This window comes from Pararhodobacter sp. SW119 (assembly GCF_017811755.1).
In the GTDB taxonomy this organism is placed as follows: Bacteria; Pseudomonadota; Alphaproteobacteria; order Rhodobacterales; family Rhodobacteraceae; genus Pararhodobacter.
This window is the reverse complement of record NZ_JADDJF010000001.1, coordinates 272,401-292,374: the sequence shown is the minus strand read 5'-3', so window position 1 is coordinate 292,374 and position 19,974 is coordinate 272,401. Positions and strand designations below refer to the sequence as shown.

The window sequence follows — 19,974 nt, the reverse complement described above, 5'->3', positions numbered from 1 at the left end:
GCGCCACCTTCATGCGACATGGGCATCGGGTGGCTGTGCGAGAATACCGGTCAAGGTCCGAACATCCGGCGCTGAATAAAGATCGGTCGCGGCGTCTGCGAGTGCCTCTCGGCGCATGTCCGAACAGACGGCGGATGTCACCTCGTCGAATTTCGCATCCAGCTCTTCCTGCGTCATCGGGACTTCGGGATAGCCGCGCGCGACATCCGACCTTGCCACGAGCGTGCGCCCGTCGGTCAGGGTCAGCGTGATTTCGCCCATGTAGGAATCCGGAAAGGCCGCGTCGAACTCGCCGGTGTCGCGGATCACCTCGGTGCTGACTGCAAGGCGGGCAACCTCGGGCTCGCTTTCGCGGCGATCGATGAAGAGATCGAGGAAAGAAAGCCGCCCCATGGCCGCGCGCACCGGCAGGATGTACTGCGCCGAATGACCCTTGAGCGGGTTGTCGTCGACGCAATGCGCACCCGCAGCGGCAAAGCGAAGGGAGATCTTCGCGATCTGGGATGAGTTCAGCGCGTATTCTTCCAGCAGCCCGACAAGCGCGTCGAGGGCCGGGTGCAGGAAGGACACCGAGGAATAGGGCTTGATCGCCAGTTCCATCACCCCGTCCCAGGTCTGGCCCAGACCGTCGACCAGTTTGCCGGCATCGGCAACGCCGCTATAGGCGTCGAGCACGACGTGGCCACCATCGAAGATGCGATCGGGCGCACCGAATCCCCGTTGGGCCAGCAATGCCGCCATGACCCCGTTCCGCGCGGCAAGCCCCATCTGGAACGGCCGCGCGTCCTCGCGCGGATCGTCCTGCCAGGCCAGCAGCCCCGAGGTCTGCAGCCCAGCCAGTCCCAGGGCGCGCACGGTCTGTTCGGTATCCAGACCCAGCAGGTATGCCGAAGCCGCGGCGGCGCCGAAGCTGCCGGCGATGGCCGAGGGGTGAAACCCGCGCTCGTAAAGCGCGCGGGGGTTCATCGCCATGGAAACGCGATAGGTGATCTCGCAGCCAAGCGCCACGGCGGCCAACGCCTCGGCACCGCTGCGGGATTCGGTTTCCGAGAGGGCGAGCGCGGTGGGGATCATCACGGCGATCGGATGGAGGATCGCCTCCGGGTGGTGCGGCTCGAAATCGGCGGCATAGCCCAGTGTCCCGTTGGCCAGCACCGCGTTGACCGGGTCCACCTTGCGGCCGCGCCCGATCAGCGTTGCGCGACCGGCGCCTGCGAACTCTTCAGCGAAATCTCCGATCCCTTGCGCGGCGGTGACGCTGGGATGGGTCGCCGCGCACAAGACCCCGATGCCGTCGGTCGCCAGCGTGCGGGTATAGGCCATGACCTCCTCGGGCAGCGAGTGCGGCCCGAAACCGGAAATGAAGGCGGCGAGGCGGCGCGTGATCGGAGCGCGGTCGCTCATCAATTGTTCCTCAACAACTTTTCGTCTTGCACCGATAAATGTATACATGTCAGAATACATAAGCAACACGATCATGAGGGGCGCGGAAAGATGGCGAAAGCGATGCGGATCGTACTCGGCGGGTTCGGAAATGTCGGCCAGCAGATCGCGCACAAGCTGACGACCAACGCCAACGAGACGATCGAGATCGTGGCCATCGCCGCGCGCGACAAGGTCAAGGCGGAGCGGGCGGCGACGGGCTTCAATCTGGATGTCCCGATCATCTCGGCCGACGAGGCTCCGGGCTTCGACGCGATCCTGGTGGAATGCGCGACCTATGACGGATTTCGCGCGGTGGTCGAGCCGACACTGCGCGCGGGTGGCAAAGTGGTCGCCGTCAGCATCGGGGCGCTTGCGGTCAACATGGACCTGATCGACATCGCCGAAGCCAGCGGCGCCACGCTTCACCTGGCGGGTGGAACGCTGCCGGGCCTGGACATCATTCGCGCCGCCGCCGAAGACGAGATCCGCTCGGTCGTGCTCACCTCGCACATCAACCCCGCCTCCTTCGAGCACGAGCCGTATATCCGTGAGCAAGGGATCGACCTCGCCGCGGCCGCCAGCGGCCCGGTCACGGTGCTGGAGGGAAGCGCGCGGGAGGCGGCAGGGCATTTCCCGCGCCATTTCAACGTCGCGGTCACGCTGGCCCTGGCCGGCATCGGTCTGGACCGGACCCAGGTGCGGATACGCGCCGACGGCACCCTGCCCGGGGCCCGCCACACGCTGAGCGTCGAGGCCAGCTCCGTCTCGCTCGAGATGACCTCGCAGAACTATCCGTCGCCGCAGAACAACCGCACCAGCATGGTGGTGGCGCTGAGCATTCTCGCCGCGCTGCGCCGCGAAGGCGCCACCCTGCGGATCGGCAGCTGAGCCCGTGCGACTTTCCGATCATGACAAGGCCCTGCTGGCCGGCGACCAGGGCCGGGCGGCGCAGTTGGCGATGGAGGCGCTGGTCCAACTCGGCGAAGCCTATGATGCGCCCGACATGGTCGATATCGGCTATGCGCATGTGCATGCCGGCATGGCGCTCTACAAGGGCGATGTGGAGCTGATCGAGGCGACAGCCGAACAGGGCGCGCGCATGGTCGTGCCGGTCTCCACCAACATCGCCAATGCCGACATGGGCGACTGGCACAGCACCGGCGCGCCCGACAGCCTGGGGCAGTTGCAGAAGCGGGCCGAGGCCGCCCACCGCGCCATGGGCAGCGCGACCTCCTTCACCTGCACGCCGTACTGGGCAGGACACTGGCCCACCTGGAACATGCACATCGCCTCGATCGAAAGCGGCGTGACCGTGTTTGCCAATTCCGTCCTCGGTGCGCGCGCCAACCGGGACGGGTTCTTTGCCGTCTATGCCGGGATGACCGGGCGGTATCCGCGCTTCGGGCTGCACCTGAACGCGAACCGCCAAGCCACCCATCGGGTGCGGGTGACGGCCCCGCCGCGGGGAACGGCCGACTTCACCGCGCTCGGCTATGCCATCGGCACCGCCGTACGCAACGGCGTGCCGCTGATCACCGGGCTGCCGTTCCGGCCCGGCCTCGATGACCTGGATGCCCTGGGGGTCGGAATGGCGACATCGGGCGGTGTCGCGATGTTCATCCTGCCCGGCGTGACCCCGCCCTACGACAGCGACGCGGACGCGGCCGGCCTGCCCGAGGTCGCCATCGCCGAGGCCGACCTTCAGCAGGTGTTCGACGGGTTCTGCACCGGCGACGAGACCGGGTTCGACCTGGTGCATCTGGGTTGCCCGCATGCGTCCTTCGAGGAAATGAAGCATTATGCCGCGCTCTTCGCGGGACGCAGGATCGCCGAAGGCGTCGAGGTCTGGGTCACCACCAACCGGGTCGTGCGGCAGATGGCGCGCGATGCGGGGCTGCTGGCGCCGCTGCTGGCCGCCGGCGCGAAGGTCGTTTCGGACACCTGCCCGATCTCGTGCCACTTCGCCCGCACCTGCTCGCCCGATGCGTCGCTCGGCGTGACGCCCCCGAAGATCCGCACGATCCTTGTCGATTCCGCCAAGCAGGCCCACTACGTGCGCGACATGATCCAGTGTCCCACGCTTTTCACCTCCAGTGAACGCGCGGTGGAATCCGCGATTTCCGGGCGGTTCGTGCCAAGGGCGCGGCAGAATGACTGAAACCGGCTGGAAAGCGCGCGGCGTGGTCAAGGGCATGGCGGAGGGGCCTGCGCTGATCTCGCAAACGGCGCTTTCCTTTCTGGGCGACCTCGACATCCGGTCCGGTCGGGTTGTCGGCCGGTCCAGCGATCTCTGCGGCGAGGTCGTCACGGGCCGCGTTCTGGTGCTGCCGGAAACCCGTGGCTCGGCCGGCGCCTGGCGCTTTCTCTATCAACTCAAGGTCCATGAAACGCATCCCGCCGCGCTGGTCCTGCGCGAATTGCCGGACCCATCCGTCACGCAGGGCGCCTTTCTTGCGGAAGTGCCCATTGTCGTGGTCGCGGATACGGGGTTCTGGCAGGCTGTGACACCCGGCGATCGGCTTCGGGTCGACGCCGTGGCGGGTCGGGTCACTCGCGTCTGATCGTCGCTCCGCTGGTTCGGACTGCACTCTTCTGATGAACCCGTGCTGTCCGGCAGATGCGATCCGGTCTTGGGCCCCCTGCCCGGCTCCGCCGTGTGCCACACCGAGTCGACACCGCCTGTCGCTAATGGCGGCCCGGAATCGGCTTGATCCGCGCGCCGAAATCACCAACCCTCCAAGCCGGAGGGCCGTTCATGTCGCAAAATCTTCGCCTGCCCGAGATCCTGTCCATGGCCCGGCGCGACGGGCGGGTCAGCGTCGATGAACTGGCCGCGCATTTCGACGTCACGCCGCAGACCATCCGCCGCGACCTGACCGAGCTTGCCGACAGCGGCAAGCTGGAGCGCGTTCACGGCGGCGCGCTGCTGCCCTCGACCGTGGCCAACATCGGCTACGAGGATCGCCGCGGGCTGAACGATGCCGCCAAGGCCGCGATCGCGGCGCGCTGCGCGCAGGACATCCCGAACGGTTGCTCGGTCTTCCTCAACATCGGGACCAGCACCGAGGCCGTTGCCCGCGCGCTGCTGAAGCACCGCGACATCATGGTGCTGACCAACAACATGAACGTCGCCAACATCATGGTCGACAACCCCGATTGCGACGTGATCGTGGTGGGCGGATTGCTGCGCCGCGCCGATGGCGGGCTGGTCGGCACCATCGCCATGCAGGCGATCCGGGCCTTCAAGTTCGACCTGGCCGTGATCGGCTGCTCGGCGCTTGACGAGGATGGCGACATGCTGGATTTCGACATCCAGGAAGTCGGGGTCAGCCAGACGGTCATCGACTGCGCGCGCAAGACCTATCTGGTCGCCGATCATTCCAAGTACCAGCGTCGCGCCCCGGCGCGCATCGCCTCCCTGCGCCAGATCGACGCCTTCTACACCGACCATCCGCCCCCGCGCAGCGTCATCGCCGCCTGCGGCGAGTGGGGCACGAGGCTTTGCGTCGTGGGCTGAAGCCGACCAGGTACCGCGTGCCGTGCGTCACGGGATTCTGCCCCCTGCCGATATCGACCTGCAACCGGCACAATACGGGCGGAACGCTACGCAGAAGGCGGCGGCATGACGGCTTCAGCCGGGCGGATTTGGCTGTCGGCCGAAAGTTTCAATGCGGTTAATTTACGAAATTTTCGAATCTGATATGAATTGGTTACGCGAAGGTCCAAGCTTGGACCCTGTCGCAATCCGCCCCCCCTTTTCACGCCCTGCGCCCTAAGGAACCGGCAGCCGCCGGCTTGAACATCTGGCCGTACTGGCGCCGAAGCTCGGCCTTCTGCACCTTCCCCATCGCGTTGCGCGGCAGTTCCGGCACGATCTCAAATCCCTTCGGTCGCTTGAACCCGGCCAGACGCTGGCGCAGATCCGCCTCGATCATGTTCAGATCGGGGGTCGCGCCGGCCTGGGGGACGAGAACCGCCAGCACCGCCTCGCCGAAATCCGGATGCGGCACACCGATCACCGCGGATTCCAGCACGCCGGGCTGGGCGTCCAGGACATCCTCGATCTCGCGCGGGTAGACGTTGAAACCGCCGGTGATGATCAGATCCTTCTGCCGCCCGACGATCTCAAGGTAGCCGTCCGGCTGGAACCGGCCCAGGTCACCCGTGATGAAGAAACCATTCTCGCGCAACTCCTCCGCCGTCTTCTCGGGCATGCGCCAGTAGCCGCGGAAGACGTTGGGGCCGCGAACCTCGATCATTCCGGTCTCGCCCGCCGGGACCTCGGCGCCCGTTGCGGGATCGGTCAGGCGCACCTCGATCCCCGGCAGCGGAAAGCCGACCGTGCCGGCGCGGCGCTCGCCCTCATAGGGGTTCGACGTGATCATGTTGGTTTCGGTCATGCCGTAGCGTTCGAGGATGCGATGCCCGGTGCGCGCTTCCCAGGCGGTGTGCGTCTCGGCCAGAAGCGGCGCCGAGCCCGAGACGAAGAGCCGGACATGCTCGACCATCTTCCGCGTCAGCCGCGGATCCTCCAGCAGGCGCGTGTAGAAGGTCGGCACCCCCATCATCGCGGTGGCGCGCGGCAGTTCCTCGAAGACCTGATCGGCGTCGAACTTCGGAAGGAAGATCATCGACCCGCCGACCAGCAGCGTGACATTGGTCGCGACAAACAGGCCATGCGTGTGAAAGACCGGCAGGGCGTGCAGCAGCACGTCCGAATCGCTGAAGCGCCATTCCTGAACCAGGACCTCGGCGTTGGACAGAAGGTTTCGCTGGCTCAGCATCGCGCCCTTCGACCGGCCCGTCGTGCCCGACGTATAAAGGATCGCCGCCAGATCGTCCGGATCGCGGGCGACCGGCGCAAATGTGTCGGGCTGAGCCGCCGCCAGCGCATCGAAGCTTCCCGACCCGTCCGACGACAGCGTTTCAAGGCGCGTGCCGCAATCCGCCACGATCGGCGCGAGCGCCGGCGCATGTGCGGGTTCGGCGATCATCAACCCTGCCTCGGAATCCTGCAGGAAATAGGCGACTTCATCGGGCGTATAGGCGGTATTGAGCGGCAGGAAGACCACACCCGCCGCCAACGCCCCGCCATAGATGGCAAGTGTGCCGGGGCATTTCGCCGCCTGCACCACGACCCGGTCGCCGGGTTCCAGCCCCGCGGCGCGCAGCGCGCCGGCCGCGCGAGCGCACATCGCGAAGAACTCGAACCCCGAGAGCGATGCGCCGTCACTCAGATGCAGCAGCGGATCGGCGCGCGTGCGCAGCGGGGCGATCAGGGCTTCATGCAGCGGGTTTGTCATGTCTGGCGATCTCCTTCCGGGCGGTCGCGGGTTCGGACTGGGCGATTTCGGCGGCACGGGCCAGCGCCCGCACCCCCCGCGTCGCCGCAACCGTGCCCCGCTGCGCATAGTCCTCGTGGTTCTGCTCGACGGCGTCGAGGGCATAGTCATAATTGACCATCGCGCCAAGTGCCTGTTTCAGACCGCGCGGCGAACGATCGGCATTGGCGTGGACATCGTAGACCTGCGCGCCGTTGCCAAGATGGAACCGCGCCACCGGGTCCAGCGGGCGTCCGCCCTCGCGTTTCGCCTCGACCAGGAAATACGCGGCCAGCCGGCGCAGCGACAGCACTTCGGCATCGCCGAGGTTCTTACCCGTAGCGGCTGTTTTCAGCAACGCGGCGGGCACGGCGTCCCCCGCCTCGGCGCGCCTTGAAAGCCAGCGTGCAAACCCGGGGATTGGCGACAGCGTCACGAAATGGCGAAGGTGCGGAAATTCGCTGCGCAGCAGTTCGACGACCTGCTTGATCAGCGAGTTGCCGAAGCTGATGCCGCGCAGCCCCTCCTGACAGTTCGAGATCGAATAGAACGTGGCGGTATCGGCCGCCGCCGGGTCGAGGATGCTGCGCTCGGGATCGAGCAGGGCGTGAACCGAGCCGGGTACCTTGCGCACCAGCGCCACCTCGACAAAGATTAATGGCTCGTCCGGCATCGCCGGATGGAAGAAGGCGAAGCAGCGCCGGTCGGGCGGATCGATGCGGGCGCGCAGCGCACGCCAGTCACCGATTTCGTGCACGGCTTCGTACTCGATGATCTTTTCCAGCAGCCGGGCGGGCGTGTCCCAGGTGATCTGTCGCAACACAAGAAAGCCACGATTGAACCAGGATGCGAAGAGATGCGTGAAATCGAGGTCGACCCGGCTCAGCGCCGGTTCCTCGGACACGAAATCCAGCAGATCGCGCCGCATCCGAACCAGATCAGCCGTTGCGCCGGGCGCGTGGTTGAGCCGGCGAAAAAGCTCCTGACGGGCGGGTTCGGCGGCACGTACGAGCCGGGACAGCCTGTCCGCGTCTCGCGCTTCGGCATAGGCGGCAGAAGCCTCCGCCACCGCGGCGGGATCAAGGTCGAAGCGTTCTGCAAGCAACTGGAAGAAGGCACGGCGACCGGCGGCGTCCATGCCGTCATAGCGCGCCAGGATCTCCCGAGCGAGTCGCATGGCCGAAACTTCGCCGCGGCCCGAAAGCAGCGCGCGGCACAGATCTTCGATCGGCTTGTCGCTGGCAGGCCGGAACGGAATGAACTGCCGATCAACCAGTTGTGCCAGCAGATCGCCCAGAAAGCCTGTCCGTGCCATCGCTTCACCTCTCCTCGCTCAGATTACCGGCCCCATGACCAACTCGGGCAGCCAGGTGGCGATAGCCGGAAAGAAACACAGGATGATGATGGCAAGCACCATGCAGCCGACATAGGGCATGGACCCCTTCAGGATTGTCTTGAGCTTGATATCCGGCGCGATGGAGTTGATCACATAGAGGTTGAGCCCCACGGGCGGCGAGATCAGGCCGATCTCCATGTTGATCGTCAGCACGACCGCGAACCAGTAGGGATCGAAATCGGCAGCCAGCACGATTGGCAACAGGATGGGCGTCGCCATCAGGATAACCGCCACAGGCGGCAAGAAGAAGCCCGCGATGAGCAGGAAGACGTTGATCGCCCCCATCAGCACCCAGCGGTTCACGTCCAGCCCCGAAATCCACATGGCAATGGACTGCGTGATGAAAAGCGAGGAAAGCATGTAGCTGAAGACCCCCGCCGCGCCGATGATGAAAAGGATCATCACGCTTTCGCGCGTCGAGTCGCGCAGCACAACCCAAAGCGATGCCGGCGACCACATCCGGTAGATGACGATCGCCATCAACAGGCACAGCAGGGCGCCCACCGCGGCGGTTTCGGACGGCGTGGCGATGCCTCCATACATGGCGTAAAGGACACCCAGGATCACCAACAGGAACGGAATCACCCGCGGCAGGATCTCCAGCTTCTCGCGCAGGCTGTAGCGTCTGTCCGACATGACCGAGAGGCCGGTGTTGCGCCAGGTCGACCAGACCGACCACGCCATGAACAGCCCCACCAGCATCAACCCCGGAACGACGCCCGCCAGAAACAGCCGCCCGATCGAGGTTTCGGTGGCGATGCCGTAGACGATCATCGTCACCGACGGCGGGATCAGGATGCCCAGCGTCCCGCCCGCGGCGATGGAGCCTGCCGCCACCTCGTCAGGATAGCCGCGCTTGCGCATCTCGGGGATGCCCATCTTGCCGATGGCCGCGCAAGTCGCGGGGCTGGAGCCTGACATCGCCGAGAAAAGCGCGCAGGCGCCCAGGTTCGACATGACCAGCCCTCCGGGAACCCGGGTAAGCCAGCGCTCCAGCGCCTCGTAGAGGTCGGCGCCCGCGCGGGTCGAGGAAATCGCCGACCCCATGATGATGAACATCGGGATCGACAGCAGCGCGAAGGAGTTGAGCTTGCCGAAAAACATCTCGGGCATGAGTTCGAGCGAGCGCATGCCGTCGAACACCACCAGGAACCCGCCCGAAACGATTAGCAGGCCGGTTGCGACCGAAACGCCCGAGAACAGCACGAAGACCGTGACGATCGCGACGAACGCGCCCAGGGTGAGTGGGTCCATCAGGCGTCCTCCAACCCGAATGCACGATCACGGCCGGTCAGCAGGGCCACGAGGTCAGCGAAGAGTTGCAGGATGAAAAGCGCGAAGCCAAGCGGCAGCGCCAGATACGGCACCCAGAGCCGTGGCCCCCACACGGTCGCCGAGCGCCAGCCACGGGAATAGGCGGTCATCCAGTTCTCGAAAGCGTACCAGGCCATCACACCCAGGACGACAACCCCGGCGACCAGTACGAAGACGGCAAGCACCTTGCGCGGCAGGGGTCGCATGTAGAGCGGAAGCAGATCCACGTTCACATGGCCGCGAAGCTTCTGCACATAGGGCAGGCCGAGCATGGTCGCGGCGATCATCAGGTAGATGACGGTTTCGGTCTGCCAGATCGTGGATTGGCGCAGCATGAAGCGCACGAAGATCATCTGGCAGGTGATCAGCACCGAGGCGAGGATCATCGTCGCCGCGATCCAGCCGCACAGGGTCGATACCCCCCCCACGACACGAAGGAAGAGATCGACACCGCGGCCGCCTGCGGCGGCGGAGGGGCGTTGCGTCATGGCTGGCCTCCGGAGCGACGACCGGGCCGCGCAGGCCCGGCGCCACGATCAGGTGACGGTCACTCGACCTCGAAGGCGAGGTCGAGCAGGCGCTGCCCGTCTGGCACATCCTCAAGGAAGCTCGCGTAGGAGGATTGCATCGCCAGTTCGCGCCAGGCCTCGAAGTCCTCGGCGGTCATCTCGGCAATCTCTACGCCATTGTTTCGATAGACCTCGACCGCGTTGACGTCATCGGCCTTGGCCTGCTCAAGATACCATTCCTCGGCCTCGGCGGCGGCGTCGCGAAGTGCCTGCTGCTGTTCCTCGCTCAGCCCCTCGAATGTCGACTTGTTCATCAGAAGCGGCTGATACATGAACCAGAGCGCGACATCGCCCGCCGGGGTGAAGCAGTCCACCTGCTCGTAAAGCCGGAACGAGACGAACGACGAGGAAGATGTGTTGATGGCGTCCAGGACCCCGGTCTGCATTCCGTTGTAGACCTCGGACGAGGCCATTGACGAGATCGAGGCGCCGGCCGCGGCCAGCATCTGCTCGAACGCGCGGCCCGCGGCGCGGACCGTCCGGCCCGACATATGCTCGGGCCGGGTGACGCAGTCGCCCTTGGAGGCGAAGCCGCCGGCCAGATAGCCGTGCACGAGGACCATCACGTCATCCTCGGCCATGATGTCTTCCAGCGCCTCCATAAACGGTGATTGGTTCAGGCGCGCAGCATGGTCGTGGTTGCGAACAAGACCGGGCATGAGCGTGAGGTTGTATTCCGGTCGCTGTCCGCCGGCATAGGACAGCGGATAGACCGTCATGTCGAGTTGCCCACGGCTGAGAGGTACGTACTGCTCTGTCGCGGAGAAGAGCGAGGCCGAAGGAAAGATGCGGATTTCGAGCCCGACATCGGCTTCGGCCACCTTCTCGGCCACCATCTCGGCGACCTTGTGGCGGACATCGGCCGTGGACCACTGGTGCGACAGCCGCAGTTGCTGCGCTTCGGCGGCACTCAGGCCCAGGGCGAGTGCAAGCGCGGCCGTAGCCGCCGGATAACAAGCGATCTTCATTCTGTTCCTCCCTGATCTGCAAATCTTGCGACCTTGGTCGATCTGCACCTCCCGCCACGCCCAGATGGGCTGACGCTCCGAGGGAACTCCATCTGAAATGCAGAGTCAATTATTTTGTATACAAGTTCGGCGTTGTGAAAAACAATGCTGCACGCTAGGCTGATTGCATGAACACCCGACGCGCGGACAGGCGGGCCGATGGCGTCCGCCATGAACTCGAACAGCTGATCCTGACCGGCGACCTTGCGGATGGCGACCGGCTGGACGAGGTCAGCCTTGCCGAACGGTTCGGCTGTTCACGCACGCCCCTGCGCGAGGCTTTCCAGGCACTCGCCGCCTCGGGATTGGTGCAACTCATCCCGCATCGTGGCGCCTTCGTCCGGCACCCGGCCTTCGAGGAACTGGTCGAGATGTTCGAGGTGATGGCCGAACTGGAGGCGCTGTGCGGGCGACTGGCGACACGTCGGATCACACGCCCGCTTCTTGCGGCGCTGCACGAGACGGTCATCGCCTGCGAGGCGGCAGTCCACGACGCCGACAGCGACCGCTACTACGCAGAGAACGAACGCTTTCACATGCTGCTTTACCAGGCCGGTGGCAACCGCTTCCTGGCCGACGAGGCCGCTCGTCTGCATCGTCGGTTGAAGCCCTTTCGCAGGATGCAGCTACAGGTGCGTGGACGCATGGCGCAATCGCTGGACGAGCACCGCCAGGTTTTGGCAGCTCTGGAACGTGGCGAGAGCGAAGCTGCGGCGGATGCCTTGCGGAATCACGTCGCGGTCCAGGGCAGCAAGTTCAACGATCTCATGGCAAGCTACCGCCGTTCCCCTCTGGTACCGGCCGCCATGGGACGTTCCTAACATACGGCGCTGGCAACCGGTCAGGCACGCTCGTCGATCTGATCCGCCAGGGCCTCGGCGCGGGCGGCGAGTTCGGCCATCGTTTCGGCGACCTCCTGCGGGACGACGGGAACCTCGACCCGGTTCTGCGCAGGACGCGGGGCGCTGCGCAACTTGGAATTCTCGGCACGCAGCCTTTCGATTTCTTCCTCGGCCGCGCGCAGGCGGTCCTCGTAACCCGCGGTCTTGTCGGCCAGCATGAGGCCGGACATCAACAGCATGCGCGCTTCCGGCAGGCGACCGATCTGGCCGATCAGGGCTTGAGCCTCGGCATCGAGCATGCCAGCGGCGGCGTGCAGGAACTGTTCCTCGCCAGCCTGGCAGGCCACTTCGAAGGTCTTGCCGCCGATCGTGATCTTCTCTTCGGGCATCGCGTCCTCCTCAGCCGGCGGTGCGGCCGTCAGCCGCGACAAACGGTTTCAGTTCGCTCAGGATCTCTTCCATCTCGGCCATTTCGGCGCGGCGTTCTGCCTGCAGCGCTTCCAGATCGGCGGAAATCGAACGGTTGATCAGCTGGTGATCCGGAAAGTTCTCGACATAGGCTTCGCGCAACGCCGCGTGAGCCTCCATCAACCGGGTGTTGGCCTTCTTCAGGCGCAGCATCTCCAGGCTTTGCAGGTCCAGCTGTTCCGTCAGCCGTGCCAGGCGTCGCTCCAGTTGACCCACCTGTCCGTCCTGCCGTTGCCGCGAGGCAGCCAGCCGTTCCGAAAGCTGCACATTTGTCGCGCGCTCCTTCTCAAGCGCCGACCTGAGCTGTGCAATGGTCGCTTCAGTGGCGGGATCCGGTTTTGCGGACACCTGTGCCGCGGCCGGACCCGGCCCGGCCTCGATCCGGCGGGCGATACGGTCCAGCGCAGCGGTAATGCGACGCTCATAGGCGGCAAGGTCGCTCATCTCGATCCTCCGTTTCGCAAGCACTCCGGCCAGGGCCGCGAATCAACCCGCAATTGCTGTCGGCCTCGGTTGACGCGCAGATTAGGCCGATTGCGCCGCCATTCCAACCAAGGGCTTGCAGCACGCGCTTGAACTTGCTCTTGAGCCTGCTAAGACGCGCTCAACCCCCTTTACGAGAGGACGTCGCCTTGGACATCGACACCCTGCGCACCCGGCACCCCGATCACTGGCAGAAAGCCTGCGCGATCCGTGTGCTTGCACTGGATGCCGTTGCCGCGGCGAATTCAGGCCATTCCGGCATGCCGATGGGCATGGCCGACGTGGCGACCGTCCTGTTCGAAAAACACCTGAAGTTCGACCCCAGCGCCCCCGACTGGCCGGACCGCGACCGTTTCATCCTGTCGGCGGGTCACGGGTCGATGCTGCTCTACGCGCTGCTGCATCTGACGGGCTATCAGGACATGACGCTCGATCAGATCAGGAACTTCCGCCAGTGGGGTGCGAACACCGCAGGGCACCCGGAATACGGCCACGCCAAGGGGATCGAGACGACGACCGGCCCGCTGGGCCAGGGGCTTGGCAATGCCGTGGGTTTCGCGATTGGCGAGGAGTCGCTGCGCGCGCGCTGGGGGGCGAAGATCCAGGACCATCACACCTGGGTCATCGCCGGCGACGGATGTCTCATGGAGGGCATCAGCCACGAAGCAATCGGTCTGGCAGGCAAACAGAAGCTGTCGAAGCTGGTCCTTCTGTGGGACAACAATGACATCACCATCGACGGCAAGGTCTCCATCGCCTGTATCACCGACCAGAAGGCGCGCTTTGCGGCCTCCGGTTGGGACGTGTTCGAATGCGACGGCCACGACCCCGACGACATCGACCGCGCGCTGACTGACGCCAAGACCAGCCCGGGCCCGGCGATGGTGGCCTGCCGCACGCATATCGCGCTTGGATCCAGTGCACAGGACACCGCCAAAGGTCACGGCGCCCTGACCGATGCCCAATTGATCGCGGACACGCGCAAGGCCTATGGCTGGGACCACGGCCCGTTCGAGATCCCTGACGAGATCAGGAAGGCCTGGAAAACGATTGGCGCCCGTGGTGGCGCGCCGCGCGAGGCATGGGAAAGACGCCTGGCGGAGCTATCGGCCGCCAAGCAAACCGAATTCGCCCGGATCTTTGCGCGCGAACTTCCCAAGCGCCTGCCCGCGACGATCCGCAAGGTGAAGAAGGAGGCCATCGAAAGCCGCCCGAAACTGGCCACCCGCGCGGCATCGGAGGCGGTGCTGAAAGCGATCAATCCGGTCGTGACCGAAGCCTTTTCCGGCTCGGCCGACCTGAGCGGGTCGAACAATACCAAAACCCCGGACCTGGGCATCTTCGAACCGGGAAACCGCAAGGGCCGCTACCTGCACTACGGTATACGTGAGCATGGCATGGCGGCGGCGATGAATGGCATGGCGCTTCATGGCGGCATCCGCCCCTATGCCGGCACCTTCATGGCCTTCACCGACTATGCGCGCCCCTCGATGCGGCTATCGGCGCTGATGGGTGTGCCGGTGATCTATGTCATGACGCACGACTCGATCGGCCTGGGCGAAGACGGGCCGACGCATCAACCGGTGGAGCATCTGGCGATCAGTCGCGCGACGCCAAACACCCTGGTCATCCGCCCGGCCGACCTGGTCGAAACCGCCGAAGCCTGGGAAATCGCACTGGATCAGACAACCACCCCCACAGTTCTTTCGCTGACCCGCCAAGGCGTCGAGGCGGTACGGACGAAGCACAGCACCAGCAACCTGACCGCCCAGGGCGCCTATGTCCTGGCCGAGGCCGAAGGCAAACGTCAGGTCATTCTGATCGCCACCGGCTCCGAGGTGAGCGTGGCCATGGCAGCGCGCGAAAAGCTGCAGACGCAAGGCATCGGCGTACGCGTCGTCTCCATGCCATGCATGGAACTGTTCGCCGCCCAGCCCGAGGCCTATCGGCGCCGCGTCCTGCCTGCGGGTCCTGTGCGCGTGGGCGTCGAAGCCGCGGTACGCGCGGGCGGCTGGGATCGGTGGCTGCTGGGCGAGCGCGCGAAGAAATCCGATTTCGTCGGGATGGAGGGCTTCGGCGCCTCGGCCCCGGCAGAAGTCCTCTACCGCCAGTTCGGCATCACGCCCGAGGCCGTTGCCGAGCGCGCGCAAGCCCTGCTCTGACCCGAATGACCATCCTGAAGGGAACCGCCGATGAAACCAAAGAAGTTCCTCGCCGCCTCCCTCGTCGCCCTTCTGGCTCTGCCCGCATCGGGGCAGGAGCGCAGCTTCGGGCTGGGATTGATCACCCCGCCGGTACATGTCTGGAACCAGGAGGTCGCGGCCATGGGCGAGACGCTGGCCAGTCGCTCTGACGGACGCTTCTCGGTCACCGCCTATCCCTCGGGCCAGTTGGGAAATGAAGCGACGATGCTGCAGCAGCTGCAGACGGGCGCCTTGGACATGGCCTGGCTGACCACGGCCGAGATCACGTTCCGCGTGCCGGCCATGGCGGCCCTGCACGCGCCTTTCCTGGTCGAAAACATCGCCGATGCCGCGCGCGTCCTGCGCTCGGACGAGGCGCGCGAGATCCTCGAACTTCTGCCGCGCGCCACCGGCACCATGGGGCTTTGCTACGCGATGACCGGCATGCGTCAACTGGTGACCCGCCAGCCCGTCGCATCGGCGGCGGATCTGAGCGGGCTGCGCTTTCGCATCACCCCCGCGCCGCCCATCCGTTCGTTCTTCGAGATGTTCGGCGCCGCACCGGCGCCGATGCCCTTGACACAGGTCTATGATGCGCTCGCCAACGCCCAGATCGACGCCATCGACATGGATTACGAGTCGATCATCAACTTCCGCTACTTCGAGCATGCGCCGCACCTGATGGAGACGAACCACCACATGTTCGGCATGGTCGCGCTCGTCTCGGCACGGGTCTGGGCCGGCCTGCCCGAGGATGATCGTGAACTCATCCGCGAGGCGACGCAGGAGCATTGTGACCGCACCATCGACCGCTTCGTCGCCGAAGAGGACGGCAAACTCGCACGACTGAGCGAGACCCCCGGCATCCACATCACCGAGGACGTCGGCCCCGATTTCTTCGGCGATGTCGTTGCGCGGTGGGATGCGGAATGGGGTGCGCAGACGCCCTATGTCGCGCGGTTGCGCGAACTGGTCGCGTCGTTCTGAGGGCTTGGGGCACGAGGGGCGGCCAATGACCCTCGTCCACCTCCTGCGGGGCATCTCGGACATTCTCACCGTGGTCGAGCGATGGCTCCTGACGGTGCTGATCGCGGGGGTCGCCGGGTTCGTTTTGATCAACGTGAGCTTTCGCGCCTTCGGTGTGACGCTCGCCTGGGCGGACGAATCCGCGATCCTTTCGATGACGCTCGCCACCTTCGTCGGCGCCTCGTTGATGCTGCGGGCGCGTTCGGATCCGGCAATGCGCGTGCTGCACGAGGTTGCGACGCCGCTTCTGCTGCGCGCACTGCGTGTCGCCGCGTCGGCGATGGCGGTCACCTTCGCGGTGCTGCTGGCCTGGCTCTGCTGGCGGTGGTTCGATCTGCCGGGTCTCTCGTCGGCGGGCTACGACATCGGGGAATTCGAGCTGAGGCATTTCAACTTCCTCTATACCGAGGTGACGCCCGTCCTGGGACTGCCCTACTGGTGGTTCTACCTGATCATGCCGTGGTTCGCGCTGACACTGATCGTGCATGCGCTCACCAATCTGGTCGAGGATCTGGGCTTGATCGACCGCCGTGCGTCAGACCTAAATTCCGGGGGCGAGGGATAGGGGGATGACGGTCGCAGCGTTCCTCGTTCTGTTGATGATCGGCCTGCCGATCGCGCTGGTCCTCTGCCTTGCCGCCCTGGTCTTCATCTTCGAGACCGGCAATCCCCTGCTGCTCGACAGCTATCCGCTGAAGATGTTCACCTCGCTCGACAACTTCGGCCTGCTGGCGATCCCGGTCTTCATCCTCGTGGGTGAACTGATGAACGGCGCAGGGGTCACGGCGCGGCTGGTCCGGCTGGCAGCCGTCTTCGTCGGCGCGTTGCGCGGGGGGCTTGCCTATATCAACGTCATCGCGAACATGATGGTTGCGTCGATCCTCGGCTCGGCAACCGCGCAGATCGCGATGATGAGCCGCGTCATGGTCCCCGAGATGGAACGCGCGGGTTACGAGCGCGCCTTCGCCGCGGGCCTTACGGCCTTTGGCGGCCTGCTCGGGCCGATCATCCCCCCGTCGATCGTCTTCGTGGTCTATGCGGTGCTGGCACAGGTCGCTGTGCGGGACATGCTGATCGCGGGCATCCTGCCGGGATTGATGCTGAGCGGGTTCTTCCTGCTGACGCTCGCAGCACTCGGCTGGCGCCATGCCTATCCGCAGGGCGAGCGGCTGGACTGGCCGTCCCGGTGGCGCGCGGCGCGCGCGGCGCTGCCGATGCTGGCGATCCCGACGGTGATCATCGGCACGATCCTGGGCGGTTTCGGCTCGCCGACCGAGGCGGCGGCGTTGGGGGCGGTGACAGCGGCGCTGATCGGATTTCTCTACACGCGAACGCTGCGATTGCGCGATCTGCCGGCGATCCTCCTGCGAACGGGTTTGAACACCGCGCTCGTCCTCTTCCTGGTCGCGGCGGCGGGCGTCTTTTCCTGGGTCCTGATCTACGGACAGGTGCCGCAAACCGCGGCAACATGGATCCAGTCGGTGGCGACAACGCCCTGGGCCTTCATGCTGCTGGTATTGCTTCTGTTGCTCCTTGTCGGGACGGTGATCGATGGCATCCCGGGTCTGATCATGGTGGTGCCGATCCTGCTGCCCATCGCGACCGAGGTCTACGGCATCAACCCGCTGCATTTCGGTGTGGTCGTCTCGATCAACCTGATCCTCGGACTGCTGACGCCACCGGTGGGGATCGGACTGTACGTTGCCGCCTCGGTCAGCGACACCGGCGCGCTTCAGATCTTCCGCGCCACCCTGCCCTTCTTCGCCGTGGCCTGCGTGGCCCTGGTGATCCTCGCGCTGGTTCCATGGCTGAGTCTGGCCCTGCTCTAGGCTCTCTCGGCCTCGCGGGCAATCCAGGCGCGCACGGCAGCGGGGTCGTTTGCGCGCAAATCGGCGACGCTCTCGCCCTCGCCCACCTTGACCGCGATCCCGCCAAGCGCACGCGCCGCCCGCATTGCGTCTTCGTCGGTGGTGTCGTCGCCCAGCATGATCGGCCGCCGCCCGGCGAAGGGTTCCAGCGACGCCAGACGGCGCAAGGCCGCGCCCTTGTCCGCGCCCTGGGGTTTCAGTTCCACGATCATCTTGCCGGATTGAACACTGTAGCCGGGCGCCAGGTCCAGCGCGGCTTTCGCCGCCTCAAGGCAGGCGACTTCGGCCTCGGGCGCGGCGCGGTAATGGATCGCGACGACAGGGCCCTTCACTTCGATCCGCACGCCAGGAATGACTGCAAGCGGCAGCAACGCATCCATGAAGGAACCGGACGGAGCGGAGGCGGCAGGAGGGATGGTCGCGCCAGGCGGCAACACCTCCAGCCCGTGCCCGCCGACGCGCCAAAGACTGTCGGGCGTGCGCCGCGCCAGGTCGCGCAGATCCCGTCCCGATAGCACCGCCAGCGCCCCGCCCAGGCGCGCGGCCAGCGCCGTCAGCGCGGCAAGCGTGGTGGCAGACAACATGATCGCGTCGGGGTCCGGACCGATCTCGGCAAGCGTGCCGTCGAAATCGAGATAGAGCGCGTCGCGCGCCGTCAGCCGCAAGGCGTCCAGGTCGCTCACGTCTCATCCCGTCCCATTCCTTCAAGGGCCGACAGGAAATTCTGCCGCCAGGCGACGACGTCGTGGTCCCGCACCTCCTGCATCAGACTTGTCCATCGTTCCGTGCGTTCCTCTCGCGACATCTCCAGCGCCCGTCGGATCGCATCGGCCATGCCATCGACATCGTGGGGGTTCACCAGGATCGCGGCCTGCATCCGTTCGGCGGCACCGGCGAACTCCGACAGGATCAGCACGCCCGGATCCTGCGGGTCCTGCGCGGCGATGTATTCCTTGGCGACAAGGTTCATCCCGTCGTGCAGCGGTGTCACCAGCCCGACGCGCGCCAGCCGGAACAGCCCCGCAAGAACCTCGCGCGAGTAGCTGCGCGCAATGTAGCGGATCGGCGTCCAGTAAAGGTCGGAATGATCGCCGTTCACCCGCCCGGTCAGGCGGTCGAGCTCTTCACGCAGATCCCGATAGGCCTCGACCGTCTCGCGCGAAGGGGGGGCGATCTGCAACAGGTTGACCCGTCCGCATAGCCGCTCGTCCTCATCCAGAAGCCGGCCAAAGGCCTGAAGCCGCTGAGGCAACCCCTTGGAATAGTCCATGCGGTCGACGCCGATGACCAGCGAACGACTCTCGATCATCCGACCCAGTTGATTTGACGCGGTGCGCGCCTCCTCGCTCTCGGCCATGGACGCGACCTCGTCGGGGTCGATACCGATGGGGAAGGCCTGCGCGCGGATCAGATGGTCGAAGACCTTGATGCGCCCATCGTCGAGACGTTCGGCGCCATGCTCCTCGACCATGTACCGGGTGAAGTTGCCGACATCCCGCTCGGTCTGGAAGCCCAGCAGATCGAATGCCGCCATGCCGCGCGCCAGGCGCTGGTGGTGGGGCAAGGCGGCGAAGATCTCGGCAGGCGGAAAGGGAATGTGCAGGAAAAACCCAATCCTGCCACGCCATCCATTGTCGCGCAGGGCATCGCCCAGCAACAGAAAATGATAGTCGTGGACCCAGACAACATCCGCCGGGCGCAACAGCTGAAGAAGCAGACGGCCGAACCGGCGGTTCACCGCGGCGTAGGTGTCAAAGGCGGCATCGTCGAAAACGGCGAGATCGACGCGGTAGTGAAAGACCGGCCAGAGCGCGCGGTTGGCGAAGTCGAGGTAATAGCCCTGATGTTCAGCCGCCGTCAGGTCGGCCAATGCGAAATCGATGTTGCCCTCGACCGCGAGGCGGATGCCGCGGGTTTCTCTCGGGACGATCTCGCCCGACCATCCAAACCAGACGCCGCCGCGCTCGGCCAGAGCATCTCCCAAGGCCACGGCCAAACCGCCCGCGCGTTCCTCGCCGGGGTTCGCGGTTCGGTTCGACGCGACGATCAGTCGGCTCATTCGCGATCCTTCC

Annotated in this window: 19 protein-coding genes; 9 read left to right on the top strand and 10 right to left on the bottom strand. The window is 65.6% G+C overall.

What is annotated here, in order from left to right; genetic code table 11:
- Positions 1-9: 9 nt before the first annotated feature.
- Entirely contained in the window at positions 10-1,404 is a 1,395-nt protein-coding gene (locus IM708_RS01350) for an MmgE/PrpD family protein (RefSeq protein WP_209424497.1), read from the bottom strand.
- Positions 1,405-1,494: 90 nt separating this feature from the next.
- Between IM708_RS01350 and IM708_RS01345 the strand changes: the two genes are divergently transcribed.
- The 4 genes from IM708_RS01345 to IM708_RS01330 all read left to right on the top strand — a co-directional run bounded on the left by IM708_RS01345 (position 1,495) and on the right by IM708_RS01330 (position 4,942).
- On the top strand, positions 1,495-2,313 hold the full coding sequence (locus tag IM708_RS01345) for an aspartate dehydrogenase domain-containing protein (protein WP_209424496.1): 819 nt from the start codon (positions 1,495-1,497) through the stop codon (positions 2,311-2,313).
- Positions 2,314-2,317: 4 nt separating this feature from the next.
- On the top strand, positions 2,318-3,583 hold the full coding sequence (locus tag IM708_RS01340; RefSeq protein WP_209424495.1) for an aconitase X catalytic domain-containing protein: 1,266 nt from the start codon (positions 2,318-2,320) through the stop codon (positions 3,581-3,583).
- Positions 3,576-3,986 (top strand): DUF126 domain-containing protein, encoded by a 411-nt coding sequence (locus IM708_RS01335; RefSeq protein WP_209424494.1) that lies wholly within the window; start codon positions 3,576-3,578, stop codon positions 3,984-3,986. Before IM708_RS01340 ends, IM708_RS01335 begins: the two co-directional genes overlap by 8 nt.
- A 194-nt stretch (positions 3,987-4,180) precedes the next feature.
- The gene (locus IM708_RS01330; RefSeq protein ID WP_209424493.1) at positions 4,181-4,942 is read left to right on the top strand and encodes a DeoR/GlpR family DNA-binding transcription regulator; all 762 of its coding nucleotides are present in this window, start codon (positions 4,181-4,183) and stop codon (positions 4,940-4,942) included.
- Between the two features lie 241 nt (positions 4,943-5,183).
- On the opposite strand, the gene IM708_RS01325 is transcribed toward IM708_RS01330, so the two are convergent.
- From IM708_RS01325 to dctP, 5 genes are read right to left on the bottom strand one after another with little or no spacing between them, the layout of a single operon-like run.
- Entirely contained in the window at positions 5,184-6,728 is a 1,545-nt protein-coding gene (locus IM708_RS01325; RefSeq protein WP_209424492.1) for a malonyl-CoA synthase, read from the bottom strand.
- Positions 6,709-8,061 (bottom strand): malonyl-CoA decarboxylase, encoded by a 1,353-nt coding sequence (locus IM708_RS01320; RefSeq protein ID WP_209424491.1) that lies wholly within the window; start codon positions 8,059-8,061, stop codon positions 6,709-6,711. Before IM708_RS01320 ends, IM708_RS01325 begins: the two co-directional genes overlap by 20 nt.
- Before the next feature lie 18 nt (positions 8,062-8,079).
- Positions 8,080-9,396: a TRAP transporter large permease gene (locus IM708_RS01315; protein ID WP_209424490.1), complete on the bottom strand. Its 1,317-nt coding sequence runs from the start codon at positions 9,394-9,396 to the stop codon at positions 8,080-8,082.
- Positions 9,396-9,944, bottom strand: a complete 549-nt coding sequence (locus tag IM708_RS01310) for a TRAP transporter small permease (RefSeq protein ID WP_209424489.1) — start codon at positions 9,942-9,944, stop codon at positions 9,396-9,398. Before IM708_RS01310 ends, IM708_RS01315 begins: the two co-directional genes overlap by 1 nt.
- 59 nt (positions 9,945-10,003) lie before the next feature.
- On the bottom strand, positions 10,004-10,993 hold the full coding sequence (gene dctP / locus IM708_RS01305; RefSeq protein WP_209424488.1) for a TRAP transporter substrate-binding protein DctP: 990 nt from the start codon (positions 10,991-10,993) through the stop codon (positions 10,004-10,006).
- A 167-nt stretch (positions 10,994-11,160) separates the two neighbouring features.
- Here dctP and IM708_RS01300 point away from each other — a divergent pair, with 167 nt between their 5' ends.
- On the top strand, positions 11,161-11,853 hold the full coding sequence (locus IM708_RS01300) for a GntR family transcriptional regulator (RefSeq protein ID WP_209424487.1): 693 nt from the start codon (positions 11,161-11,163) through the stop codon (positions 11,851-11,853).
- Positions 11,854-11,873: 20 nt separating this feature from the next.
- Here the strand turns inward: IM708_RS01300 and IM708_RS01295 are convergent, their stop codons facing one another.
- Together IM708_RS01295 and IM708_RS01290 are read right to left on the bottom strand one after the other, a co-directional pair.
- Entirely contained in the window at positions 11,874-12,263 is a 390-nt protein-coding gene (locus IM708_RS01295; protein ID WP_209424486.1) for a cell division protein ZapA, read from the bottom strand.
- A gap of 10 nt (positions 12,264-12,273) precedes the next feature.
- A complete protein-coding gene (locus IM708_RS01290) occupies positions 12,274-12,786 on the bottom strand; it encodes a hypothetical protein (protein ID WP_209424485.1) in 513 nt (170 codons plus the stop codon).
- A gap of 188 nt (positions 12,787-12,974) precedes the next feature.
- On the opposite strand from IM708_RS01290, the gene tkt reads away from it, so the two are divergent.
- From tkt to IM708_RS01270, 4 genes are read left to right on the top strand one after another with little or no spacing between them, the layout of a single operon-like run.
- The gene (gene tkt / locus IM708_RS01285) at positions 12,975-14,987 is read left to right on the top strand and encodes a transketolase (protein WP_209424484.1); all 2,013 of its coding nucleotides are present in this window, start codon (positions 12,975-12,977) and stop codon (positions 14,985-14,987) included.
- Between the two features lie 30 nt (positions 14,988-15,017).
- Complete coding sequence (locus IM708_RS01280) at positions 15,018-15,995, top strand: TRAP transporter substrate-binding protein (RefSeq protein WP_209424483.1); 978 nt, start codon at positions 15,018-15,020, stop codon at positions 15,993-15,995.
- Between the two features lie 25 nt (positions 15,996-16,020).
- Positions 16,021-16,599 carry a TRAP transporter small permease subunit gene (locus IM708_RS01275; RefSeq protein WP_209424482.1) on the top strand — a complete coding sequence of 193 codons (579 nt, stop codon included), beginning with the start codon at positions 16,021-16,023 and terminating at the stop codon, positions 16,597-16,599.
- Positions 16,600-16,603: 4 nt separating this feature from the next.
- On the top strand, positions 16,604-17,863 hold the full coding sequence (locus IM708_RS01270) for a TRAP transporter large permease (protein ID WP_209424481.1): 1,260 nt from the start codon (positions 16,604-16,606) through the stop codon (positions 17,861-17,863).
- Here the strand turns inward: IM708_RS01270 and otsB are convergent.
- The gene (gene otsB, locus IM708_RS01265; RefSeq protein ID WP_209424480.1) at positions 17,860-18,585 is read right to left on the bottom strand and encodes a trehalose-phosphatase; all 726 of its coding nucleotides are present in this window, start codon (positions 18,583-18,585) and stop codon (positions 17,860-17,862) included. The two genes, IM708_RS01270 and otsB, sit on opposite strands and share 4 nt — an antisense overlap.
- A complete protein-coding gene (locus tag IM708_RS01260; RefSeq protein WP_209424479.1) occupies positions 18,582-19,961 on the bottom strand; it encodes a trehalose-6-phosphate synthase in 1,380 nt (459 codons plus the stop codon). Before IM708_RS01260 ends, otsB begins: the two co-directional genes overlap by 4 nt.
- Between the last annotated feature and the right edge of the window lie 13 nt (positions 19,962-19,974).